This is a genomic window from Nocardia sp. NPDC059177, from assembly GCF_042755165.1.
Taxonomy (GTDB): Bacteria; Actinomycetota; Actinomycetes; order Mycobacteriales; family Mycobacteriaceae; genus Nocardia.
In genome coordinates this window covers 1-26,237 of record NZ_JBHZBX010000035.1, presented here as the reverse complement: position 1 = coordinate 26,237, position 26,237 = coordinate 1, and the positions used below count along the sequence as shown (strand labels likewise).

Sequence of the window (26,237 nt, the reverse complement as noted above, 5' to 3'; positions counted from 1 at the left end):
CGGCGCGCCGGCGCCGGGACCACGGGCGGGCATTGACCACACTATGGCTCGCCGGTCACGATCGCCGTCAGGGTGCGGCCGGCGCCTGGCGAGCGGTGACCTCGACGCGGTTGTCGTGGAAGACCGCGCCGCCGCCGTAGTCGGCATCGCGTTCTGCGACAGTGGCGTTGACGGTGGCACCGTTGGTGAACTTGGCCCAGCGGCCCTTGGTGGTGGCGGCCACGCCGGGGCGGACCCGGTCGGAGAGTTCGGCGATCGCCTCGAAGCTGCCGCGGGCATTGGTGACGACCACCGGTGTGCCGTCGGCGATTCCGCGGAGTTCGGCGTCGGCGGGGTGGAGGGTGATGCGGGGTTCGCCCGCGCGGCGGCGGAGTTCGGGGTTGGAACCGAAGGTGGTGTTGAGGAAGTAGTGGGAGGCGGCGGAGATCAGGACCAGGCCGGGGCCCGCGTCGGCGGGTGGGGTGTAGTCCGGGAGCGGGTCGTGACCGGCCAGTGCCGCGCGGGCGGAGACGAATTGGAGCTTTCCGTCCGGGACGGGGCCCGGTTCGATCGCGAGGAAGCCGTCGGCGCGGAGGCGGTCGAGGTCGTGGCCCTTCAGGAGCTGGCGCATCAGTTCCTCGTCGGTGTCGTAGAGGGCGGGTTCGGTGAGGCCGAGGCGACGGGACAGGCGGCGGAAGGTCTCGGTGGTGGACAGGCATTCGCCGGGCGGTGCGATGGCGGGTTCGTTCCAGACCAGGTAGAGGTGGCCGTAGCCGGCGAGCACGTCGAGGTGTTCGGGCTGCATGGTGGCGGGCAGGACGATGTCGGCGTAGTCGACGGTGTCGGTGGCGACGTGTTCGAGCACGACGGTGAACAGGTCGTCGCGGGACAGGCCCTCGATCACCCGGCGCTGGTCCGGGTTCGAGCCGACGGGGTTGGCCGCGATGACGAACAGCGCCTTGACCGGTGGGTCGCCGGTCTCGAGCAGGGCCTCGCCGAGACGGGTCATCGACAGAGTGCGCACCGGGTGCGGTAGCAGGTCGTCGCGGATCAGGGCGGCGGTGTCGAGGCGGAAGTGGCCGGAGGTCGAATAGTGCAGTCCCCCACCGGGTATCGCCCAGTCGCCGGTGACGCCGGGCAGGCAGGCCAGCAGGCGAAGGGCCATGCCGCCGCCCGCGTGCCGCTGCATCCCCTGGGAAGCGCGGATGGCGGTCGGTCTGGTGTGCGCGATGCGGGTACCGAGGTCGACGATCCGGTCCTCGGGGAGTCCGGTGATCCGCGCGACCCGGTCGGGTGGGTATTCGGCGATGCGGTCGCGGAATTCGGGCCAGCCCTCGGTGTGCGCGGCGAGGTAGGCGTCGTCCTGGGCGCCGAGGGCGACGATCACGTGCAGCAGGCCGAGGGCCAGGGCCGCGTCGGTGCCGGGTAGTGGGGCGAGGTGCTCGTCGCAGCGGTCGGCGGTCTTGGTGCGGACCGGGTCGATGGCGACCAGGTGGGCGCCGCTGTCCTGGATGAACTTCCAGAGGTGATGGCCGGAACTGAGCGGGTTGGTGCCCCAGAGCAGGATCAGTTTCGACTTGGCCAGGTCTTCGGGATCCATGCCGCCGGAGGTGCCGAGGGTGTAGCGCACCCCGGCGCTGCCCGCGACCGAGCAGATGGTCGGCCGGTGGTGCGAGGCGCCGAGAACATTGAACATCCGCCGGCCGGGATAGCCCTCCATTCCTTGCAGGTAGCCGAGGCTGCCGGTGCCGTGGAACGGCCAGATCGCCTCGGCGCCGAATTCGTCGATGATGCCGGTGAGCCGGGTGGCGATCTCGGCGAGCGCGGTGTCCCAGCTGATCCGCTCGAATCGGCCCGAGCCCTTCGGCCCGGTCCGGCGCAGTGGATACCGCAGCCGATCCGGTGCGCCGACCTGTTCGAGGTAGCGGTTCACCTTCACGCACAGCGCGCCGCGGGTGACCGGATGGTCTTTGTTGCCGCGCAGCTGCGTGGCGACGCCGTCCTCGACGGTCACCACCCAGGAGCACGCGTCGGGGCAGTCGAGCGGGCATGCGCCGAGCACCTTCACCTGGTCGATCGTAGGCCGGGGCCGGGACGCGACAGCGGCGACGGGGTAACACCGACCGTCCGGAATGTGATGTAAATCACGTAAGGGCGGTTTCCAGGCCGCCACGGTCAGAGATGCGCGGAGGCCCCTGTCGGAAAGTCGGGGCTCGTGCCCCCACGCTGGTGGGAGGTTGGAGATGAGGTCGATAGTCCGGAAGGTGATGGTGAGCACGTCGGCGGCAGCGCTGCTCGGCGCGGGAGTGGTGATGGGCGCGGCGCCGGTGACGGCGCAGCCGTGGCAGCCCGGCTGCGCGGCGTACCCGGTGAACAACAGCGCGGCGTATTCGCAGTGCTATTGGCCGGTTCGGCATCAGGTGCGGATCGAGTGCCGCTACTGGTGGGGCTGGTTCGGCAGCAGTTGGGCCACCTACGAACGCCGCGGCAATATCGCCTGGGACGGCCAGCAGTCCTGGGCGCACTGCAATGTTCCCGGCACGCTGCAACGCTGGGATGTCGTGACGTATTGGTGGTGAACGGCAACGGCAGGTGGGCCGGTTCGGTAACCGAACCGGCCCTCGGTCTATCTCACTCGACCTTGATGATCGGGTTGAGAATTCCGCAGACCCGCCAGCCGCCGTCCTCCTCGACCAGCTTGTAGGTCGCGGTCGAGGTCGCCGTCTGCCCGAGAACGGTCATGCTCATCGCGGTGGTGAAGGTCCCGGAACTGCTGCCCGAGCTGACATCCACGCTCTTCAACGTCGTGGTCGCCTTCGGGAGATCGGTGTTGCCGGACGGCACTCCGGTCGGCGTGGCCTGGTTCTCGTACTTCGAGATCTCGTCCCGGTCGGCGGCGCACACCAGATCCTCGAGGTCGCCCTTCTGGTCGACCCAGGCCTGCGCGGCCTCGCGCGGGGTGTCGTACCCGCCGCCGCCGATCGATCCGCCCCCATTGAAGACGAACAACGCGCCGACCGCGACGGCGATCAGCACGACCACGCCACCGAGGATGAGCGCGATCTTGCCGCCGCCACCGCCGGAGCGGGGCGGCTGGCCGTAGCCACCCGGCCCGCCCTGCTGGTAGGGCCGGCCCGGCTGCTGGTAGGGCTGACCCGGCTGCTGGTAGGGCTGACCCTGCTGCTGGTACGGCTGACCTGGCATCGGCTGACCCTGCTGATAGGGCTGGCCCGGCATCGGCTGACCCTGTGCGTAGGGCTGACCCGGCTGCGCGTAGGGCTGCCCGGGCATCGGCTGACCGCCGTACGGCTGACCTTGATACGGGTTGGGCGGTTGTGGGTGACCCATTCGGAATTCCTGTTCCCTGTTCACGAGTGGCACCCATCCGGCGCCACCTCAGCACATGGCTTACCCACTGCGCCAACGCGTAAGGCAGCACAGGGATGAGCAACGCTCCAGTCTTGGGGACCGAGCGGTTGCTTGGCAAGAGGTCCGACCCGCCGTATATCGCACTACGGCCCGGTACCGGATCACTCCGGTACCGGGCCGTCGGCTCCGCGTCGGGCTACTTCGCCGCGTCGAGGCGCTCGATGATGGTCACGTTGGCGGTGCCGCCACCCTCGCAGATGGTGAGCAGGCCGTAGCGGCCGTTGATCCGCTCGAGCTCGTTGAGCAGGGTGGCGAACAGCTTGGCGCCGGTCGCGCCGAGCGGGTGGCCGAGCGCGATGGCGCCACCGTTGACGTTCACCTTCGCCGGATCGGCGCCGATCTCCTTGATCCAGGCGAGCACCACCGGGGCCAGGGCCTCGTTGATCTCGATGACGTCGATGTCGTCGATGGTCAGCCCGGTCTTCTCCAGCGCCCACTGGGTGGCCGGGATCGGCGCGGTCAGCATGAAGATCGGGTCGGCGCCGCGCGCGCTGACGTGGTGGATGCGGGCGCGCGGGGTCAGCCCGTATTCCTGAACCGCCCATTCCGAGGCGAGCAGGGTGGCGCTGGCGCCGTCGGAGATCTGGCTGGCGACCGCCGCGGTGAGCGGGCTGCCTTCCGAGAGCGGCGCCAGCGTGGCCATCTTCTCCAGGCTGGTGTCACGCGGGCCCTGGTCGACGGTGAAATCGCCGACGGGCACGATCTCGTTGTCGAAGCGGCCCTCGGCGATGGCGGCCTGGGCGCGCTGATGGCTCTGCAGGGCCCAGCGCTCCATGTCCTCGCGGCTGATGCCCCACTTCTCGGCGATCATCTCCGCGCCCTTGAACTGCGAGACCTCGCCGGTGCCGTAGCGCGAGTCCCAGCCCTCGGCCCCGATGAACGAGGAGTCGAAGCCGTAGGGCTTGGCCGCGATCATGGCGGCGCCGATCGGGATGGCGCTCATGTTCTGCACGCCACCGGCCACGATGACCTCGGCGGTGCCGCTCATGATGGCCTGCGCGCCGAAGTTGATCGCCTGCTGGCTGGAACCACACTGCCGGTCGACGGTGACGCCGGGCACCTCTTCGGGGTAGCCGGCGACCAGCCACATGGTGCGGCCGATATTGCCCGCCTGCGGGCCGAGGTTGTCGACACAGCCGACGATCACGTCGTCGACGATCGACGGGTCGATGCCGGTGCGGTCGACCAGGCCACGCAGCGCGGCCGCGCCGAGGTCGGCGGGGTGCACCTGCGCCAGCGCGCCACCGCGCTTGCCGACGGCGGTACGCACCGCGTCGATCACGTAGGCCTCGCGCAGCGGGGTGTAGGGGCGGCGCTCAGAGGGTGCGGTCATCGGGAAACTCCTACTTCGGGCTGCTCTCGGGCACGGTGAGGCCGTCGAGCACGATGGTCAGATATTGCTGGGCGAGGTTGTTCACGGTGATCGAGCCGCCGGGGGTGTACCAGCGCACCGCTACCCACACGGTGTCGCGCAGGAAACGGAAGGCCAGTTCCACATCGAGTTCGGGCCGGAAGCTGCCGTCGGCGACGCCGGCGGCGAGCACCCGGTGCCACAGGTCGCGGAACTCGATATTGAAGTCACGGATGTAGCCGAAACGGTCGGCGTCGCGCAGGTTCTTGGCTTCGGCCTGGTAGATCGCGACCGCGGCGTGATGCCGGTCGAAGGCCTCGTAGGAGGCCAGCACCAGGGCTTCGAGGGTGGCGCGCGAGCTGAGCCCGGCCGCCGAGATCTCGCGGTAGCGGCCGAACAGATCGTCGAGGAAGCCACGCAGGATCTCGTCGACCATCGACTCTTTCGAGTCGAAGTGGTGGTAGAGGCTGCCCGAGAGGATGCCCGCCGAATCGGCGATGTCGCGCACGGTGGTGGCGCGCAGGCCGCGTTCGGCGAACAGGTCGGCGGCGAGGTCGAGGAGTTCGGCGCGGCGCGTGCGTTTCACGGTGTCGGGTGCGGTCACACCCGTCATCGTACAACCAAGCAATTGCTTGGTTCCGTGAATCGGGAACCCCCCGTGGTCCTGCTCATGCGCGCTGACTGCTCACCGAGACCACCTCACCGGTCAGGTACGAGGTGTAGTCACTGGCCAGCATGGCGATGGTCGCCGCCACTTCCCACGGTTCGGCGGCGCGGCCGAAGGCCTCGCGTTCGCTGAGCGCGTCGAGCAGCTCGGTCGAACTGACCTTGTCCAGGAAGGGATGGCGCGCGATGCTCGGCGCGACGGCATTGATCCGCACCCCGAATTCGGCGGCCTCGACCGCGCTGCACCTGGTCAGCGCCATCACGCCCGCCTTGGCGGCGGCGTAGTGGGCCTGGCCGTGCTGGGCGCGCCAGCCCAGGACACTGGCATTGTTGACCAGCACGCCGCCGTGGCCCGCGCTGCGGAAGTAGCCGAGCGCGGCCCTGGTGCAGCGGAAGGTGCCGGTCAGGGTGATGTCGAGGACCTGGTCCCACTGCTCGTCGGTCATGTCGACCACCGGTGTCTCGCCGCCGAGGCCGGCGTTGTTGACCATGATGTCGATGCGTCCCAGCGCGGCGGCTGCATCGGTGAGCAGCTGGTTCACCTGCGCGGTGTCGCGCACATCGCACACCACCGCGGCGACCTGGCGCTCCGGGAACTCCTTGGCCAGCAGTTCGGCGGTCTCGGTGAGCCTGCGCTCGTGCCAGTCGGACACGACGACGTCGGCGCCCTCCTCGAGCAGCCTGCGCGCGGTGGCCGAGCCGATGCCGGTGCCTGCGGCCGCGGTGATCACGGCCTTACGGCCGGTCAGCAGGCCGTGGCCGGGGATGGACGGGGGCGGGATGGACAGTGGGCCGGTCACGGGCGAGCCTCTCGCGGCAGACCGAGCACCCGCTCGGCGATGATGTTGCGCTGCACTTCGTTCGAACCTCCGTAGATGGTGTCGGCGCGGCTGAACAGGTACAGCCGCTGCCATGCGGTCATGTCGTCGGCGTCGGTGACCAGCCCGGCGGCGCCCTGCACCGCCATGGCGAGTTCGCCGAGCCCGCGATGCCAGTTGGCCCACAGCAACTTCGAGACCGAGGCGCCGCCCGCGTCGTCGTGGTCCTCGCTCATGGTGCGCAGCGCGTGCGCGCGCAGCACCCGCAGGCCGACCCAGGCGCGGTCGATGCGGTCGGCGATGAGCGGGTCGTCGGCGGCGCCGGTGCGCCGGGCCAGTGCCTCGATGTCGGCGAGTTCGCGGGCGAAACGGATCTGCTGGCCGAGGGTGGAGATACCGCGCTCGAAGGTCAGCGTGCCCATCGCGATGCGCCAGCCGTCGCCGGGCTCGCCGACGACCAGGTCGGCGTCGGTGACGGCGTTGTCGAAGAACACCTCGTTGAATTCGGAGGTGCCGGTGAGCTGTTCGATCGGGCGGACTTCGATGCCCGGCTGGTTCATCGGCACCAGCAGATAGGACAGACCCTTGTGCCTGCTCGAGCCGCGCTCGGTGCGCGCGATGACGAAGCACCAGTCGGCGACGTGCGCGAGCGAGGTCCAGATCTTCTGGCCGTTGATCACCCACTTGCCGTCTTCGAGCCGCGCGGTCGTACTGACCGCGGCGAGGTCGGAGCCGGCGCCCGGCTCGGAGTAGCCCTGGCACCACAGTTCGCCGACCGAGCGCACACCGGGCAGGAAGCGCCGCTTCTGTTCTTCGGTGCCGAAGGCCAGCAGGGTCGGGCCGAGCAGTTCCTCGCCCACGTGTGAGACCCGCGCCGGCGCGTCGGCCTTGGCGTACTCCTCGTGGAAGATCACCTGCTGGCGCACGCTGGCGCCGCGGCCGCCGTATTCGACCGGCCAGCCGAGGCAGGTCCAGCCCTCGGCGGCCAGGTGCCGGTCCCAGGCGAGGCGTTCTTCGAAGAACTCGTGCTCGCGGCCGGGTCCACCGGTGCCGCGCAGGTCAGCGAACTGGCCGGAGAGGTTCTCGGCCAGCCAGTCGCGTATTTCCACGCGAAACTCCGCGTCGGAGGTCGCGGTATCGGAATCTGAGGTCTGGATCACGCCCACACCGGTAGGATAACCTACCAAGCACTTGCTTTGTTAGCTGCTTCGGTAAGAAGAGCAACCGCACGACGGTGAGGACCCCGTGACAACCCCTGCCCAAACCACTCCGCAGGCGCTGCGGCACATCGCCGCGGCGCATCCGAACGAGCCCGCCCTGATCGACGGCGCGACCCGCCTGACCTGGGCCGAACTGCTCGACCAGGTGCGTATCGCGGCCCGCGCGCTGATCGCCCGCGGCATCGGCACCGGCGATCGGGTCGCCATGTGGGCGCCCAATACCCATCACTGGGTCGTCGCCGCGCTGGCCGCGCATTCGGCCGGCGCCGCGCTCGTTCCGCTCAATACCCGCTACATGGCGGCCGAGGCGATCGACGTACTCGAGCGCGTCGACGCGAAGGCGCTGTTCGTCGCGGGCCCGTTCCTCGGCCGCGACCGGGCCGCCGAACTGCTGGCCGACGGTCCGGAGCTGGGCATCGGCACTGTCGTGGTGATCCCGGTCGAGGACGGCGCGGGCAGCCAGACCACCTCCGACACCGTGCTCGCCTGGGACGAGCTGCTCGCCCTCGCCGGCGAGGTCAGTCCCGAGGACGGCGAACAGCGCGCGCAGGCGGTCTCCCCCGACGACATCGCCGACATCCTGTTCACCTCCGGCACCACCGGCCGCAGCAAGGGCACCCTGGTCGCGCACCGGCAGGCACTGGGCGTGGTCCGCGGCTGGGTCGAGTGCTCGACCCTGCGCGCCGGTGATCGCTACCTGATGATCCCGCCGTTCTTCCACAACTTCGGCTACAAGGCCGGCATTCTCGCCTGCCTGGTCACCGGCGCCACGATCGTGCCGCAGGCCACCTTCGACGTGCCTGCCACGCTGGCGCTGATCGAGTCCGCGCGGATCACCGTGCTCACCGGCCCTCCCACGATCTACCAGACCATCCTCGACCATCCCGCGCGCGGCGAACGCGACCTGAGCTCGCTGCGGGTGGCGGTGACCGGCGCGGCGACCGTGCCGGTGGTGCTGATCGAGCGGATGCGCGACGATCTCGCCTTCGAGGTGGTGATCACCGCCTACGGCCTGTCCGAGTCGGCGGGTTTCGGCACCATGTGCCGCCCCGACGACGACGCGGAAACCATCGCCAACACCTGCGGCGGACCCATCGCCGGCTTCGAGCTGCGCCTGTCCGAGGCCGGTGAGGTGCTGCTGCGCGGCCCGAATGTGATGCTGGGCTACCTCGACGATCCCGAGGCCACCGCCGAGGCGATCGACGCCGAGGGCTGGCTGCACACCGGTGATATCGGTGTCGTCGACGAGCGCGGTTACCTCAAGATCACCGACCGGCTCAAGGACATGTACATCACCGGCGGGTTCAACGTGTATCCCGCCGAGATCGAACAGACCCTGGCCCGGCTCGACGGCGTCGCCGAGTCGGCGGTCATCGGCGTGCCCGACGAGCGGATGGGCGAGGTCGGCAAGGCCGTCGTCGTCCGCAAGGCCGGTTCGACGCTGACCGTGGACGAAGTGAAGGCCTTCGCCGCGTCCCAGCTGGCCAATTTCAAAGTGCCCCGGCTCGTGGAGTTCCGCGACCAGCTGCCCTACAGCGCGGCGGGCAAGGTGCTCAAACGTGAGCTACGTGAGGAGAAGTCGTGAGTCCGGAATCCGAGACCGAGGTCGTCACCTATGAGGTGCGCGGCCCGGTCGCCGTTGTCACCATGAACCGGCCCGAGTTCCGCAACGCGCAGAACTCGAAGATGACCTACGCCCTCGACGCCGCCTTCCAGCGCGCGGTCGAAGACGCCGAGGTCAAGGTGATCGTGCTGGCGGGCAACGGCAAACACTTCAGCGCGGGCCACGACATCGGCACGCCGGGGCGCGACCACGACGTGCACTACGACAACAAGGCCGCCCTGTGGTGGGACCACCTCGACCGCGCGGGCGGCGATCAGCGCTTCGCCCGCGAGTCCGAGGTGTACCTGGGCATGTGCCGGCGCTGGCGCGAGATCCCCAAGCCGATGGTGGCGATGGTGCAGGGCGCCTGCATCGCGGGCGGGCTGATGCTGGCCTGGGTGTGCGATCTGATCGTCTGCTCCGACGATGCCTTCTTCTCCGATCCCGTGGTGCGGATGGGTATTCCGGGTGTCGAGTACTTCGCGCACCCGTGGGTGATGGGGCCGCGCGCGGCCAAGGAGTTCCTGTTCACCGGTGACCGGTTCGGCGCTGCCCAGGCCAAGGAGTGGGGCATGGTCAACCGGGTGGTGCCGCGCGCGGACCTCGAGTCCGAGGTGCTGGCGCTGGCCGAGAAGATCTCCGCCATGCCGCAATTCGGCCTCGCGCTCACCAAGAAGGCCGTCAACCAGGCCGAAGACCTGATGGGTATGCGCAGCGGAATGGACTCGGTCTTCGGGCTGCACCATTTCGCGCACGCCCACAATGCCGAAGTCGGCGTCGATTCGCTGGGCGGTCTCAACGCCCGCTCGATGAAGGAAAAAGCGTGAATCTAGAGATCGATCCGGCAGCGCGGGCGTTCCAGCTGGAGGTGCGCGAGTTCCTCGCCGCCAATGTGCCGCAGAAGCCGCTGCCCTCCATGGACACCGCCGAGGGTTTCGAGGCGCATCGCGAATGGGAGGCGACCCTGGCGGGTGCGCGCCTGTCGGCGGTGTCGTGGCCGCGCGAGTACGGCGGGCGCGATGTGTCCATCCTGGAATGGGTGCTGTTCGAGCAGGAGTACTACGCGGCGGGCGCGCCCGGCCGGGTGTCGCAGAACGGCATCTTCCTGCTCGCCCCGACGCTGTTCGAGCACGGCACCGAGGAGCAGCTGGCGCGGATCCTGCCGCGGATGGCGCGCGCCGACGACATCTGGGCCCAGGCCTGGTCGGAGCCCGAATCGGGCAGCGACCTGGCGAGCCTGCGCTCGACCGCGCGGCGCACCGAGGGCGGCTGGATCCTCAACGGCCAGAAGACCTGGAGCTCGCGTGCCACCTACGCCGACTGGGCCTTCGGTCTGTTCCGCAGCGACCCCGAGGCCCAGCGCCACCACGGCCTGACCTACCTGATGTTCCCGCTCACCGCCGAGGGCGTGAGCGTGCGCCCGATCCCCCAGCTCGACGGGGAGCCCGGCTTCGCCGAGATCTTCCTCGACGACGTCTTCGTGCCCGACGCCGATGTGATCGGCGCGCCCAACGAGGGCTGGCGGGTGGCCATGGCGACCTCGAGCAACGAGCGTGGCCTGTCGCTGCGCAGCCCCGGCCGCTTCAGCAAGACCGCCCAGCGGCTGGTGCAGCTGTGGGAGGAGTCCGCCGACCCGGCCGACACCGCCGCGCGCAATGCCGTGGTCGACGCCTGGATCGGCGCGGAGTCCTACCGGCTGCACACCTTCGGCACCGTCACCCGGCTGCTCGACGGCGGCCAGCTCGGCGCGGAATCCTCGATCACCAAGGTGTTCTGGTCCGAACTCGACATCGCCATGCACGAGACCGGCCTCGACCTGCTCGGCTCGGCAGCTGAACAGCAGAGCGGGTGGACCGACGGCTACCTGTTCTCGCTCTCCGGCCCGATCTACGCGGGCACCAACGAGATCCAGCGCAACATCATCGCCGAACGCATCCTCGGGCTGCCGCGGGAGAGCAAGCGATGACCACCGCCATGGCACAGCCCGACCGGGCAGGCACGGCAGCGCGCCGTACCGCCCGTCCCAGCACAGGAGGTCAGCGATGAGATTCGCCCTCAGCACCGAACAGCTCGATTTCGCCGCCGAGCTGCGCAAGATCCTCGACGCCGGGCAGGTGCCCGCAGCCGTGCGCGCGTGGGCCGCCGGTGATCCCGCCAAGGGGCAGGCGCTGCTGGGTCAGCTCGCCGAGATGGGCGTGTTCGGCCTGATCGTCGACGAGAAGTACGACGGGGCCGACGCCACGCCGGTCGATCTGGTCGTCGCGCTGATCGAGCTGGGCCGCGCGGCGCTGCCCGGTCCGGTGATCGAGTCGGCGGCGGTGCTGCCCGCGCTGCTGCAACGTCTTCCGGACGGCGATATCGCCCAGCGGTATCTGCCCGCGCTCGCGGCCGGTGCACAGCTCGGCACCATCACTTTCGACGACCCGCAGCGTGGGATCGCGCTCGATGCGGACACCGCCGATCTGGTGCTGGTCGCAGCCGGGGATCGAGTCACCGCGACCAGCCCCGCCGCGACTGAGGCGGCGATCGCTTCCGTCGACCCCGCCCGCAAGCTCGCCCGGGTCACCGCCGACACGCTGATCGCCGAAGGACCCGAGGTCGAGGCCGCCATCGCCTACGCCTTCGACGTCGGCGTGCTCGCCTGCGCCGCCCAGCTGCTCGGCGCGGGCCGGGCGATTCTCGACCAGACCGTCGCCTATGCCAAGCAGCGCAAGCAGTTCGGGCGCGTGATCGGTGAGTTCCAGGCGGTCAAACAGCAGCTCGCCGATGTGCTGATCGGCCTGGAGCTGGCCGAACCGCTGGTCTACCGCGCGGCGCTCACCCTGGACTCGGCCGACCGCTCCCGTGACGTGTCAGCGGCCCTGGTGGCCTGCGCCGACGCCGCCCATCGCGCCGCCCGGGCCGGTCTCCAGGTGCACGGCGCCATCGGCTACACCGCCGAATGCGATCTGTCGCTGTGGCTGACCAAGGTGACCGCGCTGCGCACCGCCTGGGGCACCGCCGATTTCCACCGCGCCCGCATCGGCGCCGCCCTGCGGTCCGCCGAGGCGGTGTGAGATGCGCGTACGTATTGCCGGCGCTGCCGGTCGACCATCCCTAGCGAGGACCCTCCATGTCATCGAATGAACTGCTCGAATTCCGCGATTCGGTGCGCGCCCTGCTGGACAAGCACGCGAACTCCGCCGCGCTGCGCGCCGCGATGGACACCGAGCTCGGGTACGACCCGAAGCTGTGGTCGATGCTGTGTGAGCAGGTCGGCGTGGCCGCGCTGGCCATCCCCGAAGAATGGGGCGGCGCGGGAGCCGGGCTGGTCGAATCGCTGTTGGTGGTGGGCGAATTGGGTCGGGTGCTCGGCTCGGTGCCGATGCTCGGCTCGGCCGTGCTCGGCGTGCAGGCGATCCTGCTGGCCGGGGACGAGCAGGCCTGCGCGCGGCTGCTGCCCGACCTGGCCGACGGTTCCCGCACGGCCGCGCTGTGCTGGGCTGACGCCGACGGCTGGGACTCCCCCGGCGTCACCGCAGGCGACGGCACCCTCACCGGCACAGCCCATTACGTGCTGCACGGCGCCCAGGCGGACCTGCTGCTGGTGCTCACCGACGCCGGCCTGTTCGAGACCACGGCCGAGGCGGCGGGCGTCACCGTCACCCCGACGCCCGCCCTCGATCCCACCCGCAAGCTCGCCACCATCACCTTCGCCGATACCCCGGCCTCCCGGATCGGCACCGGCGACCCGGCGGCCCTGCGTACCCGCTTGCGCGAGATCGCCTGGGCCGCATTGGCCGCCGAGCAGGTCGGGGCCGCGCGGCGCTGCCTGGAGATGACCGTCGAGTACACCGCATCGCGCGTGCAGTTCGGGCGGGCGATCGGCAGCTTCCAGGCGCTCAAGCACCGGATGGCCGATATGTACGTGCTGGTCGAGTCGGCGGAATCGACGGCCCTCGCAGCCGCGCAGGCCGTGGCCGAGAACAGCGCGTCGGCGGCCGAGGACGCCTGGGTGGCCCGCAGGCACTGCACCGAGGCGTTCGCCACGGTGGCCGCCGAGACCATCCAGCTGCACGGCGGCATCGCCATCACCTGGGAACACGACGCCCACCTGTACTTCAAGCGGGCGCACGCCACCGGCGAACTCTTCGGCACCGGACGCAGACCGGTGGCCGCCGCGTAGACATCGCCGCCCCCGCCGGAGACATCATCGAGCCCGGCCGCTCACCACGAGCGGCCGGGCTCTGTCGTGCTGTGGGCCATCTCATTCGACGCGGGCCACCGCATCGCTGGAATTAGATAGTTAGCTTATGCAATAATATCGAACGTGCAGCAGACAGAGCAGCCCTCCGCAGACGACATCGTGGTCGACCTGCTGGTCACTGCCGGTCGGCTCACCCGGCTGGCCGGGGCGATCAGCGAAGACGAAGTGCCCAGGGCCGTCCTGCGGGCCCTCGCCGTACTCGACGAGCACGGCGGCATCCGCGTGAGCGAGTTCGCCCGGATCGATCGATGTTCGCAACCGGCGGCAACGGCGCTGCTCGGCCGGCTCGTCACCGACGGACTCGCCACCAGGAACAAGGACCCCAAGGACTCCCGGGCCGTCCTCGTGGAACTCACCCCGGCCGGCCGCCACCGGCTCAGCACCGCCAGGCGCGCGTTCGCCGCCGCCATAGCACCCGGACTGGCCGAATTCCCCCTCGACCGGCTGATCCGGCTCGACACCGATATGAACGACCTGCTGACCGCCCTGCGCGCGGTGGCCCGAGGTCAGTGAAGCAACGAGGAGCTCTGAATGAGAGATAGCAGCCCCGTGTTGACTCGCGACGACAACGCCGCAGCCACCACCCCGTCATCCGGCCAGCCCAAAGCCGTGTGGGCCGTCGCCTTCGCGAGTGTCATCGCGTTCATGGGCATCGGCCTGGTCGACCCCATTCTCAAGCCGATCGGCGAACAGCTGAACGCGAGCCCGTCCCAGGTCTCGCTGCTGTTCACCAGCTATATGGCCGTCACCGGCGTCGCCATGCTGGTCACCGGCGTCATCTCCAGCCGCTTCGGCGCCAAGAAGACGCTCCTGTCCGGCCTGGCGATCATCGTGGTGTTCGCCGCGCTGGCGGGCATGTCGAGCACGATCGGCGAGATCATCGGCTTCCGCGCGGGCTGGGGCCTGGGCAACGCGCTGTTCATCGCGACGGCGCTGGCCACCATCGTCGGCGCGGCCACCGGCGGCGTCGCCAAGGCGATCATCCTCTACGAGGCCGCGCTCGGCATCGGCATCGCGACCGGCCCGCTGCTGGGCGGCCTGCTCGGCGGCATCAGCTGGCGCGGACCGTTCTTCGGCGTGTCGGTACTGATGGCCGTCGCCTTCATCGCCATCGTCGTGCTGCTGCCCGAAATGCCCAAGCCGGCCAAGCCGACCTCGATCACCGCGCCGTTCAAAGCACTGCGGCACAAGGGCCTGCTGACGGTCAGCCTCACCGCGCTGCTCTACAACTTCGGCTTCTTCACCCTGCTCGCCTACACCCCGTTCCCGCTGGACATGGGCACCTACGCGATCGGTTTCATCTTCTGCGGCTGGGGCATCCTGCTCGCAGTGGCCTCGGTGTTCCTCGCGCCGAAACTGCAGGCGCGCTTCGGCTCCCTGCCGATGATGGCGCTCTCGCTCGGGTTGTTCGCCGTCGACCTGGCCGTGATGGGCCTGTTCGCCGAGCACAAGATCGTGCTGATCGCCGGCGTCGTCATCGCCGGCCTGTTCCTCGGTGTGAACAACACACTGATCACCGAGGCCGTGATGATCTCCGCGCCGGTCGAACGCTCCACCGCCTCGGCCGCCTACAGTTTCGTCCGCTTCGCCGGTGGCGCCGCGGCACCGTGGGTGGCGGGCAAGCTCGGTGAGCACAGCGTCTCGCTGCCGTTCTGGCTCGGCGCCGCCTGCACCGCCGCCGCGGTCGCGGTGCTGTTCATCGGCCGCGGCGCCCTCGCCCACATCGACGACCACGACCCGGCCCCGCGCAGCGTCGAGGAAGCCCAAGCCCTCACCGTCGGCGACTGACCCGCCCGGTGACACCGAAACGCCTCCGCTGCCACGAGCAGCGGAGGCGTTTCATCGCATAACCGGGAATTACTCGTCGACCTCGAGCACGCCCTCCTCGACAGCCCACGCGATGGTCTTGCGCAGCGACGGACACGACTCGTGGCCACCCGGCCCAGCTCCGCGCTCGCGCAGCTGGGCGAAGACCGGACAGTGGGCGTCGGGCCGCTCGGTCCATTGCACCGAGGTCTGCCGCGCACTGGACTTGCGCACCAGCACCTCGGCCTGGCAGGCCTGGCACCGCAGCGGTGTCATACCGTCGTCGAGATAGTGCTGCTTGTCGACCGTGGTCTGGGCCCGCACCGCGGCCTGCCGCACGGGCTGATCAGCGAAGTCGGGAGCTTTCGCCCAGGTCGCGGACATGGCTACACGCCCGCTTCGGCTTCTTCGGCCTCGCGCTTGAGACGCAAGTTCTCGGCCACCTCGGCCTCCCACGCCTCGTTCGCCTTGTCGGTGTCGACCTCGAATTCGAAGCGCTGGGTCATCTTCTCGGTGACATCGGCGGCGTCGACGTAGAACTGCTCGTACCAGCGGCGCAGCTGGTAGACCGGGCCGTCCTCCTCGCACAGCAGCGGGTTGTCGACCTTGGACTTGTGCTTCCAGATCTCGACATCCTGCAGGAACCCGTCGCCGAAGAAATCGGTCATCGACTGGGCCAGCTTCTCCGCGGTCGCGGCATCGATGCCCTTGGGCTTCTCCACCGCCAGGCCGTACTGCAGCACGAACGAGTCCTGGTCGATCGGGTAGTGGCAGTTGATCAGTACCACCTTGATCTCGTACCCGCCGTAGATGTTGGTCAGCGGGTTGATCATGTAGGACGGGCCGAAGTACGAGGCTTCCGACTTCAGCAGGGTCTCGCCGCCGTACTTGGCCGCCATGCCGATGTCGGGGCGACCCTTGGTCTCGAGGAACTGCGTGGCCACATGGCCCTCGAAGACGTTCTTGAAGTACGTCGGGAAGGCGTAGTGGATGTAGAAGAAGTGCGCCATGTCCACGACGTTGTCGATGATCTCGCGGCAGTTGGCGCCCTCGATGCGCATCGTGTTCCACGTCCACTCGGTCCAACCACTGTCGTGGACCTCGCTCGGGTTGCCCTCGGCGTCGGTGTACGGGCCCTCGATATGCGGGATCGTGACATCGGCGGGCGGCTCGTTACCCTCGTGGTCGTGCCAGATGAAGAGCTGGCCGTTGCGCTCGAGCGTGGTCCATTTCCTGGTACGAGCCAGCGGCGGAACCCGGCGACCGTAGGGAATCGACGTGCACTTGCCGCTGGCGCCCCAGCGCCAGTCGTGGAACGGGCAGGCGATGTCGTCGCCCTTGACCGTGCCCATCGTCAGATCGCCGCCCATGTGCCTGCAGTAGCCGTCGAGCACACGGATCTCGTCGTTGGTGTCGGTCCACACCACGAGCTTGGTCCCGAAGATCTCGACCGCGTGCGGCTTGCCGTCGCGAAAGGTCTTCGCCAGGCCGACGCAGTGCCAGCCGCGCGCGAACCTGGTCGGCGCGGTGCCGACGTCGAGTTCCCTCACCTTGGGGTTGACTGCCATCTCGAACCCTCCTTCTTCACTAGAACACGTTACAAAACGAGGCCGCTTCACGCCAGCTGTCCAGCGAACTTCGCTGTTGGACTCTGTTATATCCGAGGTAGGGCGGTCTTCTCGACATAAACAAGAACCTGTTCTAATCTCAGAGACGAAAAGATCCTGTTGGCGATCTGAACTAGCTAGGAGCGGGCTCCGATATGACGCAAGAAGTGACCGAACGGGTCGAGGCACTGCTGCCGGCGCTGCGTGAGCGCGCGCAGGAGGCCGAGGACCTGCGCCGCATTCCCGATGAATCCATCAAGGCGCTGCAGGAGACCGGATTCTTCCGGCTCGTCCAGCCCAAGCAGTGGGGCGGCTACGCCTGCGATCCGGTGATCTTCTACGACACGGTTCGCAAGATCGCCAGCGCGTGCGGTTCCACCGGCTGGTGTGCCGGCATCCTCGGCATCCACAACTGGCACCTGGCGCTGTTCGACCAGCGCGCGCAGGAAGAGGTGTGGGGCAACGACACCGAGGTCCGTATCTCCTCCTCCTACGCGCCGATGGGCGCGGGCGTGGTTTCGGAGGACGGCGAGGGCTACATCGTCAACGGCTCGTGGGCCTGGTCCTCAGGCTCCGACCACGCCGACTGGGTGTTCGTCGGCGGCCCGGTGATCAAGAACGGCAAGCCGGTCGACTTCGGCTCGTTCCTGATCCCGCGCAGCGAGTACCAGATCAACGACGTGTGGCATGTGGTCGGCCTGCGTGGCACCGGCTCCAACACCGTCGTGGTGGAGAACGTCTTCGTGCCCAAGCACCGCTTCCTCAGCATGAAGACCATGAGCGATCTCAAGTCGCCCGGTCTCGAGCAGAACACCGATCCGCTGTACAAGATGCCGTGGGGCAGCATTCACCCCGCCACCATCACCACGCCGATCATCGGCATGGGTTACGGCGCCTACGAGGCCCACGTCGAGCACCAGGGCAAGCGGGTGCGCGCGGCGTACTTCGGCGAGCACGCCAAGGACGATCCGTTCGGCAAGGTCCGCATCGCCGAGGCCGCCAGCGATATCGACGCCGCCTGGCGCCAGCTCTCGGGCAACATCGCCGAGGAGTACGCCCACATCCTGGCCGGCGAGGAAGTCCCGTTCGACCTGCGCGTCGCCGCCCGCCGCGACCAGGTGCGCGCCACCGGCCGCGTGATCGCCTCCATCGACCGCCTCTTCGAGGCCTCCGGCGCCACGGCGCTGATGGAAGGCACTCCCCTGCAGCGCTTCTGGCGCGACGCGCACGCCGGCCGCGTGCACGCCTCACAGGACCCCGAGCGCGCCTACTCGATGTTCGGCACGCATGCCTTCGGCCTGCCGATCACCGACACGATGGTGTAGCCGATGACCGCAGTGAGTGAACTGACCTACGAGTCGACCTCCCGCTTCGCGCAGGTCACCCCCGATCTGAAACTGCACTACCACGAGGCGGGCGTCGGCAACGGACCCACCATCGTGCTGCTGCACGGCGGCGGGCCCGGCGCCTCGGCGTGGTCCAACTTCGCCCGCAACATCCCGGTGCTGGCCCAGCACTACCACGTGATCGCCCCCGATCAGCCCGGCTACGGCAAGTCCGACAAGCCGGTCGATCACCCGCAGTACTTCGTGCACAGCTCCAACGCGCTGCTGGCACTGCTCGATCACCTGGAGATCACCGAGCGGGTACACCTGCTCGGCAACTCCCTCGGCGGCGGCGCCTCGGTGCGTTTCGCCCTCGACCACCCCACCCGCGCGGGCAAACTCGTGCTGATGGGTCCGGGCGGGCTGAGCACCAACCTGTTCGCGCCGGACCCGACCGAGGGCGTCAAGCTGCTCTCGAAGTTCACCTATGAACCGACCAGGGACAACCTGGAGAAGTTCCTGCGGATCATGGTCTTCGATCAGTCGCTGGTCACCGACGAACTGATCGACGAACGGTTCGCACTGGCCAACACCCCCGAATCGCTGGCGGCGATGCGCGCGATGGGCAAGTCCTTCGCCAGCGCCGACTTCGAGAAGGGCATGCTCTGGCGTGACGCGTACAAGCTGCGTCAGCCGGTGCTGCTCATCTGGGGCCGCGAAGACCGGGTGAACCCGCTCGACGGCGCGCTGGTGGCCACCAAGGTCATCCCGCGCGTGCAGCTGCACGTGTTCGGTGGCTGCGGCCACTGGGCCCAGCTGGAGAAGTTCGACGAGTTCAACCGGCTCACCATCGATTTCCTCGGAGACAAGTGATGAGTGTTATTCGCGCACTCGGCTACATGCGCATCGAGGCCACCGACATGGCGGCCTGGCGCGAGTACGGCCTCAAAGTGCTCGGCATGATGGAAGGCGACGGGCTCGACCCCGACGCGCTCTACCTGCGCATGGACGATTTCGCCGCGCGGCTCGTGATCGTCCCCGGTGAGCAGGACCGGCTGCTGGTCTCGGGCTGGGAAGTCACCGACGCCCCCGGCCTGCAGCAGCTGCGGGAAACCCTGGCCAAGCACGACATCGCCTTCACCGAGGGCACCAAGGAAGAACTCGGTGAGCGTCGCGTCGAGGGCATGATCCGGTTCCAGGATCCGGGCGGGAACACCCTCGAGGCGTTCTACGGCGCGCAGTACCTGGGCCGCCGGTTCGTCAGCCCCTACGGCCACAAGTTCGTCACCGCCGAACAGGGTCTGGGTCACGTGGTGCTCACCTGCACCGACGATGCCGCGGCCCAGGCGTTCTACCAGGACATCCTCGGCTTCCGGCTGCGTGACTCCATGCGGCTGCCACCGCAGCTGGTCGGCCGGCCGGCCGACGGCGATCCGGCCTGGCTGCGCTTCTACGGCTGCAACCCGCGCCACCACGCGCTGGCGTTCCTGCCGCTGCCCAACCCGACCGGCATCGTGCACCTCATGGTCGAGGTGGAGAACTCCGACGACGTCGGGCTCTGCCTGGACCGCGCCAACCGCAAGAAGGTCAAGATGTCGGCCACCCTCGGCCGCCACATCAACGACAAGATGCTGTCGTTCTACATGAAGACGCCGGGCGGATTCGACATCGAATTCGGCTGCGAGGGACTCGAAGTCGACGACCACGCCTGGGTCGCCCGCGAATCCACCGCGGTCAGCCTGTGGGGCCACGACTTCAGCGTCGGATTCAAGCAGCAATAGGAAATGGCGGCGAGGGACATGACCGAACAGATACCGGCGATCGACGGCCGGCAATTCCGTAATGTGCTGGGGCAGTTCTGCACCGGCATCACCGTGATCACCGCGCTCGACCCGGCAGGCGAACCGATCGGCTTCGCCTGCCAGTCCTTCGCCGCCCTCTCCCTCGATCCGCCGCTGGTGCTGTTCTGCCCCACCAAGGGCTCACGCTCCTGGGCGGCGATCGAGGCAGCGGGCAAGTTCTGCGTGAACGTGCTCGCCGAGGAACAGCAACCGACCTGCGCGCGTTTCGGCTCCCGCGAAACCGACAAGTTCGCCGGAGTCCCCTGGCACACCTCGGATCTGGGTGTGCCGGTGCTCGACGAGTCGCTGGCCACCATCGAATGCACGGTCGACTCCGTCGTCGACGGCGGTGACCACTACATCGTCATCGGCCGGGTCCAGGCGCTCGCGGAATCGGCCACCACCGGCGGCCGCCCGCTGCTGTTCTACCGCGGCCAATACACCGGCATCGAGCCGGACAAAACCACCCCCGCCCCGTGGCGCGCGGACCTGGACCACTTCCTCACCACCACCAGCCTCGACACCTGGTTGTGAATTTCGGCGCCCTGCTCGTCATCCGGCGAGCGGGGCTGCCGGAAGTGGGAGTTCGAGTCGGCCGCTAACGGCACCCTCGACATCGCGCCGGAAAACTGCTCATTCGGTGAGCACTTTGCGGTGGATCATGGTTCGCATGAGCCTCGAATACATCACCTGCGCCGACGCGAGCGAATGGGAATCGTGGTTGGCCGCCCATCACGAGACCGCGGGTGAGGTCTGGGTGCGGATCGCCAAGAAGGGCGCACCGTCACCGTCGGTGACGATCACGAAACCCTGGACGGCGCTTTGTGTTACGGCTGGATCGATAGCCACCGCCGCAGTCTCGATGCCAACCACTACCTGCAGCGATACTCACCGCGCCGGGCGCGCAGCCCGTGGTCCCAGGTCAATGTCACCAAGGCCGAGGCCCTCATCGCGGCCGGGCGGATGCGCCCCGCCGGGCTCGCGGCGATCGAGGAAGCCGTCGCCGACGGACGCTGGGCGAGTGCGTACGAGCGCCAGCGCACCGCCGAGACACCCGCCGACCTCGTCGCCGCCCTCGCCGACGCACCCGCAGCGCAAGCCGCCTACGCCGCACTCGGCCGCTCCGACCAGTACCGGCTGTTCCTGCCGATCCTCAAGGCGACCCCCGCCGAACGTGCGACGCGGGTTGCCCAGGCAGTAAACGCCTTATAGCGCAACGCCGGTACGCGCCCTGGCCCCGTCGGCCAGGCCGAGCGGGCTGCGCGCAGGCCAGACCATCGACCCGGCAGAGCGGGCTGTGCGCAGGCCAGACCATCGACCGGGGGCGATCAGGCGGTGTCGGTCCACGGCATCAGCCGCGCCGGCCAAGCCGTCAGACCTCCTTGACCAATACCGCGCGGGTGTAGAGCAGCGAGAAGCCCTGTCCTTGCGCGTTCTGCTGCGATTTGGATCCGGGCGCGGTGGTGATCACCGCCATGTCGCACCCCGCTGCCGCCGCCTCGGTCAGTCGAGCCGACAGGAGTGCGGTCTGGACGCCCCGCCTGCGGTGGGCGGGGAGCGTCGCAGCACCCGCGAGTGCCGCGAGACCACCATCGGTGCGCATGCTCGCACCACCGGCCGGCTCCCCCTCGCGATAGGCCAGGTAGCGACGGGTGTCGTTGGCGGAAGCCATGTCTCGCATCACATCGGCAATGGCGTCACGAGGGAATTCCTCATGCGAGGGCGCGTCATCCTCATCCGGATGAGCGAACCCGTCGACAACGACATCGAGCCAGACATCCATCTCGTCCCCCTCGTCGCGCCGCACCTCGACCTGCTCCGGCCCCACCCAGGTCCGCCCACCCAACTCGACCCCGAGCACATTCTCGAACGACATCAACCGATACCCCCGCCCGGTCAATTCAGCCGCGATCCGCGGATCCGCCAATTGCGCCAACTCCACCTGCACCGGCGCCCCAACCTCCGCATAAGCCCTTTCGACCTCCTCCCACTCCCCCACCGAAGGCACCCCACCGAACCCAATCCCCACCACCTTGTTCAACGGCGACCCCACCCCCGCGAAAGACGCCGCCCCTCCGCCGAACACCCGCACGAACCCACCCGGCCCCCGCCGCATCCCCACCTCCGCCGCCCCGACAATGGCCGCGGTCTCCACCCGCTCGATCCGAGCCGCCAACCCGGCCCCACAGAACAACGACCCCACACTTTCGCCCATCAACCAGTTATATAGCCCCGGTCCAGCGAGTTTCGCGACCCCGCACGCCCCGGAATGGGCCACCCGCTGCGAACCCCTCCCCACCTGGCTCGCGCCCCACCTCGAACCAAGATCACCACGCTCTGCTGGCGGCCTCTCGCTTGGGCTCCAGGGGTGAAGGCATGTCCAGATCGACGACGGTCACGCGGCGCGGACGGAATCGAGGTGGGCGCCGGTGGCGGTCAGGGCTGCCAGGACGCGGTCGATGATGATGTAGGGGCGGTTGCGGAGCAGGTCGGCGCCTACGCGGACGATTCGCCAGCCGTGCTCGGCTAGGACGGCGTGGCGGTCGATGTCCTTGGTGCGCTGGGCGGTGTCGGTCCAGTGCTGGGCGCCGTCGTATTCGACTGCCACGCGCCACTTTTCCCAGCCCATGTCCAGGCGGGCCAGGAATTCTCCGCCGGGATAGCGGACCACGATCTGGGTGGTGGGTGTGGGTAGTCCGTGGTCGATCAGCAGCAAGCGGGTCAGTGATTCCGGTGGGGATTCGGCGCCCGGATCGGCCAAACCGAGTACCGCGCGCGCCCGTGCGCAACCGCGTATCCCCTGGTGGCCGTCGGCCAGCGACAGCGCCGTCGACGGGTGCAGGCCGGTGGCGCGGCACAGGGCGTCGATGAGGGGGACCGCGTGGTCGCGGGGAAGGAGGCGGGCGAGGTCGAAGGCCGTGCGGGGCGGTGTCGTGACCGGGTATCCGTCGACCTCGCACCGCTCGCCACGGCTGAACTCGGCCTGTATCACGGTGATGCCCGGGGTCGTCCGGCGATGCCGCGGCAAGGCGATCGCAGCGGGCTGGTCGGCGTCGACATAGGCACTACCCAGCAGCGCCGCAGCGGACCGGCCAACCAGCACGCCCTCCCCCTTGGTCCAGTGGACCGCCGCTTTGGCCCGGCTCACCGCATCGAGCCGTAGTCCTTTGCGCGCATACACATCCGGCGCGACCCGATCGAAGTCATGCCGCAATTCATGCCGCGTGACCACTCCCGCCGCCAACGCCCACGACCCGACAAACGGTTCATCGAATACCCCCATGCCACACGATGCTCCCCCACCCCACCGACATGTCTGGTCAGCGAGAATCCAGGATCCGGACCCCACAACGCGGGCAATTTGCCGCGTTCGGCGGTGCCGGAAGCTGGACATGTGATCACTAGGCCACCAGGGATTTTCGCTCTCGGGCGATGTCTCCCTGGTGGCCTGGTGATCAATTGTCCAGGTGCATACCTAGCTCGGTGGGCGCCAGGGGATTCGGCCGTTGCCGTCGCCGGTGGGGGTTCGGTGTTCGGACCAGTCCCAGAGGGGTTGGAGGGCTTCGGCCAGGAGGGCGCCTTCGGTGGTTAGTTCGTGGGCGCCTCGGGGGGTGGTTTTGCGGGTCAGGCCGGCGGATTGGAGTTGTTGCAGGCGGTCGGCGAGCATGCTCGATGAGCAATTTCCCATGCGGCGGCGCAGGTCGAGGAAGCCTAGGGGGCCGGGTTCGAGTTCCCAGATGACGCGCAGCATCCAGCGCTGACCGAGGAGGTCGATCGCGGCGAGGATCTTGACGGAGGGCTCGGTGGGGTCGCCATCCCCTGTTGCGCTTCTCATTCAGAAGCACGATAGTTGCTTCTGAATCAGAAGCATCGGGACGGTGGAAGGAGAACGATGGCGCAGCGGGTAGTGCTGGTGACGGGGGCTTCGCGGGGGATCGGGGCGGAGGTGGCCGCGCAGTTCGGAGCGGCGGGGGCGCAGGTGATCGTGAACTTCCGGGAGAAGCGCAAGCGGGCCCAGACGGTGGTGGACGGGATCGTCGGCGCCGGCGGCATGGCCTGCGCGATCGGCGCCGATGTGTCGGATGCCGACGCGGTCGCGGCGCTGGCCGGCGAGATCGAGCGCCGCTTCGGGCGGCTGGATGTCTTGGTGCTCAATGCCTCCGGCGGGCTCGAACGGGATGCCGATCCCGGCTACGCGCTGCGGCTCAACCGCGACGCCCAGGTGCACCTCGCGACGACACTGCTGCCGTTGATGCCATCCGGTGGCCGGATCGTCTTCGTCACCAGCCATCAGGCGCATTTCATCCACGACAAGCACGACGTGCCCGATGGCTACGCCCCGATCGCGGCGAGCAAACGCGCCGGTGAGGACGCCCTGCGCGCTCTCATCCCCGAATTCCAGGACCGCGGAATCGGTTTCAACGTCGTCTCCGGTGACATGATCGACGGCACGATCATCGTCCGTCTCCTGGAACGCCGCGACCCCGACAGCGTGGAATCCCGCAGGCAAGCGGGCCCGCTGCCCACTGTCGAGGATTTCGCCCGGGCGATCGTGCGCGCCACCACCGACGACACACCGACCGGCCACACCCGGTATGTCGGCGGCCAAGACTATGCAACGGCCGGCACACATCACTGACGCCACCGGCCCGACCCAATGAAGTCAGTCGGCCAGAGCAATCGCCACCGACCCGACCCACTGAAGCCAGTCGGCCAGAGCAATCGCCACCGGCCCATCCCACTGAAGCCAGTCGGCCAGAGCAATCGCCACCGGCCCATCCCACTGAAGCCAGTCGGCCAGAGCAATCGCCACCGGCCCGACCCACTGAAGCGAGCCGGCCGAGCAGTGTCGAGTCGCACCGTGCAGCAGGCCCGTTGGCCACGGTCGAGGAGTTCGTGCGTGTGATCGTGCGGGCGGGCACGAGTACCGCCCACCGATGGTCGATCGCGGTCGTTGTCCGACGGGGGCGCACGCCGCTCATCCAACCGTGTCTTCACGAAGACGGTCAGCACGACGATCTCGCGCCCCATTTGTCCCGTGACAGGTAGCTGTAAAACGCGCGACGGCGTGACCCGATGCTCGGGTCACGCCGTCGGGTGGGCTGAGGTCAGACTGCGGCGGCTTCGCGCTGGAGTTCCAGGGCGATGTCGATGAGCTGGTCTTCCTGGCCGCCGACGAGCTTGCGCTTGCCGGCGCGGACGAGCATCTCCGCGGCGGAGACGCCGTAGCGCTCGGCTTGGCGTTCGGCGTGGCGCAGGAAGCTGGAGTACACGCCCGCGTAGCCCATCATGAGGGCCTGACGGTCGAGGAGGCACTCGGTCGGCATGGCCGGGCGCACGACGTCTTCCGCGGCGTCGGTGACGGCGAAGAAGTCGACGCCGGTCTTGACGCCGATCTTGTCGCACACGCCGATGAAGGCCTCGACGGGCAGGTTGCCCGCGCCGGCGCCGAAGCGGCGGGCGGAACCGTCGATCTGGGTGGCGCCGGCGCGCACGGCGTACACCGAGTTCGCGACGGCCAGACCCAGGTTCTCGTGGCCGTGGAAACCGACCTGCGCGTCGTCGCCGAGCTCGGCGACCAGCGCGGACACGCGATCCGACACCTGCTCCAGCACCAGGGCACCGGCCGAGTCGACCACGTACACGCACTGGCAGCCCGCGTCGGCCATGATGCGGGCCTGCTTGGCCAGGTTCTCCGGCGTGGTGGAGTGGGCCATCATGAGGAAGCCGACCGTTTCGAGGCCCAGATCCCGCGCGTACCCGAAGTGCTGGATGGAGACATCCGCTTCGGTGCAGTGGGTGGCGATCCGGCAGATGGACGCGCCGTTGTCCTGGGAGATCTTGATGTCTTCCTTGATGCCGACACCGGGCAGCATGAGGAAGGCGATCTTGGCCTGCTTGGCGGTTTCCGCGGCGGCCTTGATCAGTTCCTGCTCGGGGGTTTTGGAGAACCCGTAGTTGAACGAGGACCCGGCCAGACCGTCACCGTGGGTCACCTCGATGACCGGCACACCGGACGCGTCGAGCGCGCCGACGATGTCGCGGACCTCGGTGACGGTGAACTGGTGGCGCTTGTGGTGCGAGCCGTCACGCAGCGAGGTGTCGGTGACGCGCACATCGAGTTCGCCCGAGAAGGGCTTCAGCACAGTGCTCATGGTTGAGTTCTCCCTTACACCCGAGCCGAGAGGATCTGATCGGCCAGCACATCGCCGACCTTGGTGGCCGCGGCCGTCATGATGTCGAGATTGCCCGCATACGGCGGCAGGAAATCACCCGCACCCTCGACCTCGACGAAGATCGACACCTTCGCCAACCCACCCGAAACAACAGACGGATCATCGAACTG

Annotated in this window: 27 protein-coding genes and 1 pseudogene; 14 read left to right on the top strand and 14 right to left on the bottom strand. The window is 68.6% G+C overall.

Annotated elements, in window-relative coordinates; all coding sequences use genetic code 11:
• Positions 1-67: 67 nt before the first annotated feature.
• On the bottom strand, positions 68-2,047 hold the full coding sequence (locus ACFXK0_RS27965; protein WP_379414012.1) for a molybdopterin-dependent oxidoreductase: 1,980 nt from the start codon (positions 2,045-2,047) through the stop codon (positions 68-70).
• A gap of 196 nt (positions 2,048-2,243) precedes the next feature.
• On the opposite strand from ACFXK0_RS27965, the gene ACFXK0_RS27960 reads away from it, so the two are divergent.
• Complete coding sequence (locus ACFXK0_RS27960) at positions 2,244-2,558, top strand: hypothetical protein (RefSeq protein ID WP_379414011.1); 315 nt, start codon at positions 2,244-2,246, stop codon at positions 2,556-2,558.
• 52 nt (positions 2,559-2,610) lie between these two features.
• Here the strand turns inward: ACFXK0_RS27960 and ACFXK0_RS27955 are convergent, their stop codons facing one another.
• The 5 genes from ACFXK0_RS27955 to ACFXK0_RS27935 all read right to left on the bottom strand — a co-directional run bounded on the left by ACFXK0_RS27955 (position 2,611) and on the right by ACFXK0_RS27935 (position 7,409).
• Positions 2,611-3,327, bottom strand: a complete 717-nt coding sequence (locus ACFXK0_RS27955; protein WP_379414009.1) for a hypothetical protein — start codon at positions 3,325-3,327, stop codon at positions 2,611-2,613.
• A 217-nt stretch (positions 3,328-3,544) separates the two neighbouring features.
• On the bottom strand, positions 3,545-4,705 hold the full coding sequence (locus tag ACFXK0_RS27950) for an acetyl-CoA C-acetyltransferase (protein WP_379414034.1): 1,161 nt from the start codon (positions 4,703-4,705) through the stop codon (positions 3,545-3,547).
• Between the two features lie 46 nt (positions 4,706-4,751).
• Positions 4,752-5,372 carry a TetR/AcrR family transcriptional regulator gene (locus ACFXK0_RS27945; protein WP_379414008.1) on the bottom strand — a complete coding sequence of 207 codons (621 nt, stop codon included), beginning with the start codon at positions 5,370-5,372 and terminating at the stop codon, positions 4,752-4,754.
• 55 nt (positions 5,373-5,427) lie between these two features.
• A complete protein-coding gene (locus ACFXK0_RS27940; RefSeq protein ID WP_379414007.1) occupies positions 5,428-6,225 on the bottom strand; it encodes an SDR family oxidoreductase in 798 nt (265 codons plus the stop codon).
• The gene (locus tag ACFXK0_RS27935) at positions 6,222-7,409 is read right to left on the bottom strand and encodes an acyl-CoA dehydrogenase family protein (RefSeq protein ID WP_379414005.1); all 1,188 of its coding nucleotides are present in this window, start codon (positions 7,407-7,409) and stop codon (positions 6,222-6,224) included. The genes ACFXK0_RS27940 and ACFXK0_RS27935 overlap by 4 nt, the downstream gene beginning before the upstream one ends.
• A gap of 79 nt (positions 7,410-7,488) precedes the next feature.
• Between ACFXK0_RS27935 and ACFXK0_RS27930 the strand changes: the two genes are divergently transcribed.
• The 7 genes from ACFXK0_RS27930 to ACFXK0_RS27900 all read left to right on the top strand — a co-directional run bounded on the left by ACFXK0_RS27930 (position 7,489) and on the right by ACFXK0_RS27900 (position 15,100).
• On the top strand, positions 7,489-9,048 hold the full coding sequence (locus ACFXK0_RS27930; RefSeq protein ID WP_379414003.1) for a FadD3 family acyl-CoA ligase: 1,560 nt from the start codon (positions 7,489-7,491) through the stop codon (positions 9,046-9,048).
• Complete coding sequence (locus tag ACFXK0_RS27925; RefSeq protein ID WP_379414001.1) at positions 9,045-9,893, top strand: enoyl-CoA hydratase; 849 nt, start codon at positions 9,045-9,047, stop codon at positions 9,891-9,893. Before ACFXK0_RS27930 ends, ACFXK0_RS27925 begins: the two co-directional genes overlap by 4 nt.
• Entirely contained in the window at positions 9,890-11,032 is a 1,143-nt protein-coding gene (locus ACFXK0_RS27920; protein WP_379414000.1) for an acyl-CoA dehydrogenase family protein, read from the top strand. The genes ACFXK0_RS27925 and ACFXK0_RS27920 overlap by 4 nt, the downstream gene beginning before the upstream one ends.
• A 76-nt stretch (positions 11,033-11,108) precedes the next feature.
• On the top strand, positions 11,109-12,122 hold the full coding sequence (locus tag ACFXK0_RS27915) for an acyl-CoA dehydrogenase family protein (RefSeq protein ID WP_379413998.1): 1,014 nt from the start codon (positions 11,109-11,111) through the stop codon (positions 12,120-12,122).
• 56 nt (positions 12,123-12,178) lie between these two features.
• Positions 12,179-13,231 carry an acyl-CoA dehydrogenase family protein gene (locus ACFXK0_RS27910; RefSeq protein ID WP_379413997.1) on the top strand — a complete coding sequence of 351 codons (1,053 nt, stop codon included), beginning with the start codon at positions 12,179-12,181 and terminating at the stop codon, positions 13,229-13,231.
• Positions 13,232-13,375: 144 nt separating this feature from the next.
• Positions 13,376-13,825: a MarR family winged helix-turn-helix transcriptional regulator gene (locus ACFXK0_RS27905; protein WP_379413996.1), complete on the top strand. Its 450-nt coding sequence runs from the start codon at positions 13,376-13,378 to the stop codon at positions 13,823-13,825.
• An 18-nt stretch (positions 13,826-13,843) separates the two neighbouring features.
• Positions 13,844-15,100, top strand: coding sequence for an MFS transporter (locus ACFXK0_RS27900; RefSeq protein WP_379413994.1), 1,257 nt, complete (start codon positions 13,844-13,846; stop codon positions 15,098-15,100).
• Positions 15,101-15,169: 69 nt separating this feature from the next.
• Here ACFXK0_RS27900 and ACFXK0_RS27895 read toward each other — a convergent pair whose 3' ends face one another.
• Together ACFXK0_RS27895 and ACFXK0_RS27890 are read right to left on the bottom strand one after the other, a co-directional pair.
• Complete coding sequence (locus ACFXK0_RS27895; protein ID WP_379413993.1) at positions 15,170-15,502, bottom strand: hypothetical protein; 333 nt, start codon at positions 15,500-15,502, stop codon at positions 15,170-15,172.
• A 2-nt stretch (positions 15,503-15,504) separates the two neighbouring features.
• Complete coding sequence (locus tag ACFXK0_RS27890) at positions 15,505-16,686, bottom strand: Rieske 2Fe-2S domain-containing protein (protein WP_379413991.1); 1,182 nt, start codon at positions 16,684-16,686, stop codon at positions 15,505-15,507.
• A 194-nt stretch (positions 16,687-16,880) separates the two neighbouring features.
• Here ACFXK0_RS27890 and hsaA point away from each other — a divergent pair, with 194 nt between their 5' ends.
• The 5 genes from hsaA to ACFXK0_RS27865 all read left to right on the top strand — a co-directional run bounded on the left by hsaA (position 16,881) and on the right by ACFXK0_RS27865 (position 21,103).
• Positions 16,881-18,050: a 3-hydroxy-9,10-secoandrosta-1,3,5(10)-triene-9,17-dione monooxygenase oxygenase subunit gene (gene hsaA, locus ACFXK0_RS27885; RefSeq protein WP_379413989.1), complete on the top strand. Its 1,170-nt coding sequence runs from the start codon at positions 16,881-16,883 to the stop codon at positions 18,048-18,050.
• Between the two features lie 3 nt (positions 18,051-18,053).
• Positions 18,054-18,923 (top strand): 4,5:9,10-diseco-3-hydroxy-5,9,17-trioxoandrosta-1(10),2-diene-4-oate hydrolase, encoded by an 870-nt coding sequence (gene hsaD, locus ACFXK0_RS27880; RefSeq protein WP_379413987.1) that lies wholly within the window; start codon positions 18,054-18,056, stop codon positions 18,921-18,923.
• Positions 18,923-19,831: an iron-dependent extradiol dioxygenase HsaC gene (gene hsaC, locus ACFXK0_RS27875; RefSeq protein WP_379413986.1), complete on the top strand. Its 909-nt coding sequence runs from the start codon at positions 18,923-18,925 to the stop codon at positions 19,829-19,831. The genes hsaD and hsaC overlap by 1 nt, the downstream gene beginning before the upstream one ends.
• A gap of 18 nt (positions 19,832-19,849) precedes the next feature.
• A complete protein-coding gene (hsaB, locus tag ACFXK0_RS27870) occupies positions 19,850-20,425 on the top strand; it encodes a 3-hydroxy-9,10-secoandrosta-1,3,5(10)-triene-9,17-dione monooxygenase reductase subunit (RefSeq protein WP_379413984.1) in 576 nt (191 codons plus the stop codon).
• A gap of 288 nt (positions 20,426-20,713) precedes the next feature.
• Complete coding sequence (locus ACFXK0_RS27865) at positions 20,714-21,103, top strand: YdeI family protein (RefSeq protein ID WP_379413982.1); 390 nt, start codon at positions 20,714-20,716, stop codon at positions 21,101-21,103.
• A gap of 160 nt (positions 21,104-21,263) precedes the next feature.
• Here ACFXK0_RS27865 and ACFXK0_RS27860 read toward each other — a convergent pair whose 3' ends face one another.
• From ACFXK0_RS27860 to ACFXK0_RS27850, 3 genes are all read right to left on the bottom strand, one after another.
• The gene (locus ACFXK0_RS27860) at positions 21,264-22,106 is read right to left on the bottom strand and encodes a GNAT family N-acetyltransferase (protein WP_379413980.1); all 843 of its coding nucleotides are present in this window, start codon (positions 22,104-22,106) and stop codon (positions 21,264-21,266) included.
• A 180-nt stretch (positions 22,107-22,286) separates the two neighbouring features.
• The gene (locus tag ACFXK0_RS27855) at positions 22,287-23,123 is read right to left on the bottom strand and encodes an endonuclease domain-containing protein (protein ID WP_379413979.1); all 837 of its coding nucleotides are present in this window, start codon (positions 23,121-23,123) and stop codon (positions 22,287-22,289) included.
• Between the two features lie 243 nt (positions 23,124-23,366).
• Entirely contained in the window at positions 23,367-23,726 is a 360-nt protein-coding gene (locus tag ACFXK0_RS27850; RefSeq protein ID WP_379413977.1) for a winged helix-turn-helix transcriptional regulator, read from the bottom strand.
• A gap of 57 nt (positions 23,727-23,783) precedes the next feature.
• Between ACFXK0_RS27850 and ACFXK0_RS27845 the strand changes: the two genes are divergently transcribed.
• Positions 23,784-24,530 (top strand): SDR family oxidoreductase, encoded by a 747-nt coding sequence (locus tag ACFXK0_RS27845; RefSeq protein WP_379413976.1) that lies wholly within the window; start codon positions 23,784-23,786, stop codon positions 24,528-24,530.
• A gap of 24 nt (positions 24,531-24,554) precedes the next feature.
• Here the strand turns inward: ACFXK0_RS27845 and ACFXK0_RS27840 are convergent, their stop codons facing one another.
• From ACFXK0_RS27840 to ACFXK0_RS27830, 3 genes and pseudogenes are all read right to left on the bottom strand, one after another.
• Positions 24,555-24,704, bottom strand: a complete 150-nt coding sequence (locus tag ACFXK0_RS27840; RefSeq protein WP_379413975.1) for a hypothetical protein — start codon at positions 24,702-24,704, stop codon at positions 24,555-24,557.
• 295 nt (positions 24,705-24,999) lie between these two features.
• The gene (gene dmpG, locus ACFXK0_RS27835) at positions 25,000-26,046 is read right to left on the bottom strand and encodes a 4-hydroxy-2-oxovalerate aldolase (RefSeq protein WP_379413974.1); all 1,047 of its coding nucleotides are present in this window, start codon (positions 26,044-26,046) and stop codon (positions 25,000-25,002) included.
• Positions 26,047-26,060: 14 nt separating this feature from the next.
• Positions 26,061-26,237: pseudogene (locus ACFXK0_RS27830) on the bottom strand (acetaldehyde dehydrogenase (acetylating)); the annotation flags it as partial.

Excerpts from the sequence above, each read along its gene's own strand:
- ACFXK0_RS27845 (WP_379413976.1), top strand. The coding sequence starts at position 23,784 with ATGGCGCAGCGGGTAGTGCTGGTGACGGGGGCTTCGCGGGGGATCGGG.
- ACFXK0_RS27945 (WP_379414008.1), bottom strand. The coding sequence starts at position 5,372 with ATGACGGGTGTGACCGCACCCGACACCGTGAAACGCACGCGCCGCGCC.
- ACFXK0_RS27910 (WP_379413997.1), top strand. The coding sequence starts at position 12,179 with ATGTCATCGAATGAACTGCTCGAATTCCGCGATTCGGTGCGCGCCCTG.
- ACFXK0_RS27915 (WP_379413998.1), top strand. The coding sequence starts at position 11,109 with ATGAGATTCGCCCTCAGCACCGAACAGCTCGATTTCGCCGCCGAGCTG.
- hsaC (WP_379413986.1), top strand. The coding sequence starts at position 18,923 with ATGAGTGTTATTCGCGCACTCGGCTACATGCGCATCGAGGCCACCGAC.
- hsaD (WP_379413987.1), top strand. The coding sequence starts at position 18,054 with ATGACCGCAGTGAGTGAACTGACCTACGAGTCGACCTCCCGCTTCGCG.
- ACFXK0_RS27890 (WP_379413991.1), bottom strand. The coding sequence starts at position 16,686 with ATGGCAGTCAACCCCAAGGTGAGGGAACTCGACGTCGGCACCGCGCCG.
- ACFXK0_RS27850 (WP_379413977.1), bottom strand. The coding sequence starts at position 23,726 with ATGAGAAGCGCAACAGGGGATGGCGACCCCACCGAGCCCTCCGTCAAG.
- ACFXK0_RS27895 (WP_379413993.1), bottom strand. The coding sequence starts at position 15,502 with ATGTCCGCGACCTGGGCGAAAGCTCCCGACTTCGCTGATCAGCCCGTG.
- hsaB (WP_379413984.1), top strand. The coding sequence starts at position 19,850 with ATGACCGAACAGATACCGGCGATCGACGGCCGGCAATTCCGTAATGTG.
- dmpG (WP_379413974.1), bottom strand. The coding sequence starts at position 26,046 with ATGAGCACTGTGCTGAAGCCCTTCTCGGGCGAACTCGATGTGCGCGTC.
- hsaA (WP_379413989.1), top strand. The coding sequence starts at position 16,881 with ATGACGCAAGAAGTGACCGAACGGGTCGAGGCACTGCTGCCGGCGCTG.
- ACFXK0_RS27900 (WP_379413994.1), top strand. The coding sequence starts at position 13,844 with ATGAGAGATAGCAGCCCCGTGTTGACTCGCGACGACAACGCCGCAGCC.
- ACFXK0_RS27955 (WP_379414009.1), bottom strand. The coding sequence starts at position 3,327 with ATGGGTCACCCACAACCGCCCAACCCGTATCAAGGTCAGCCGTACGGC.
- ACFXK0_RS27860 (WP_379413980.1), bottom strand. The coding sequence starts at position 22,106 with ATGGGCGAAAGTGTGGGGTCGTTGTTCTGTGGGGCCGGGTTGGCGGCT.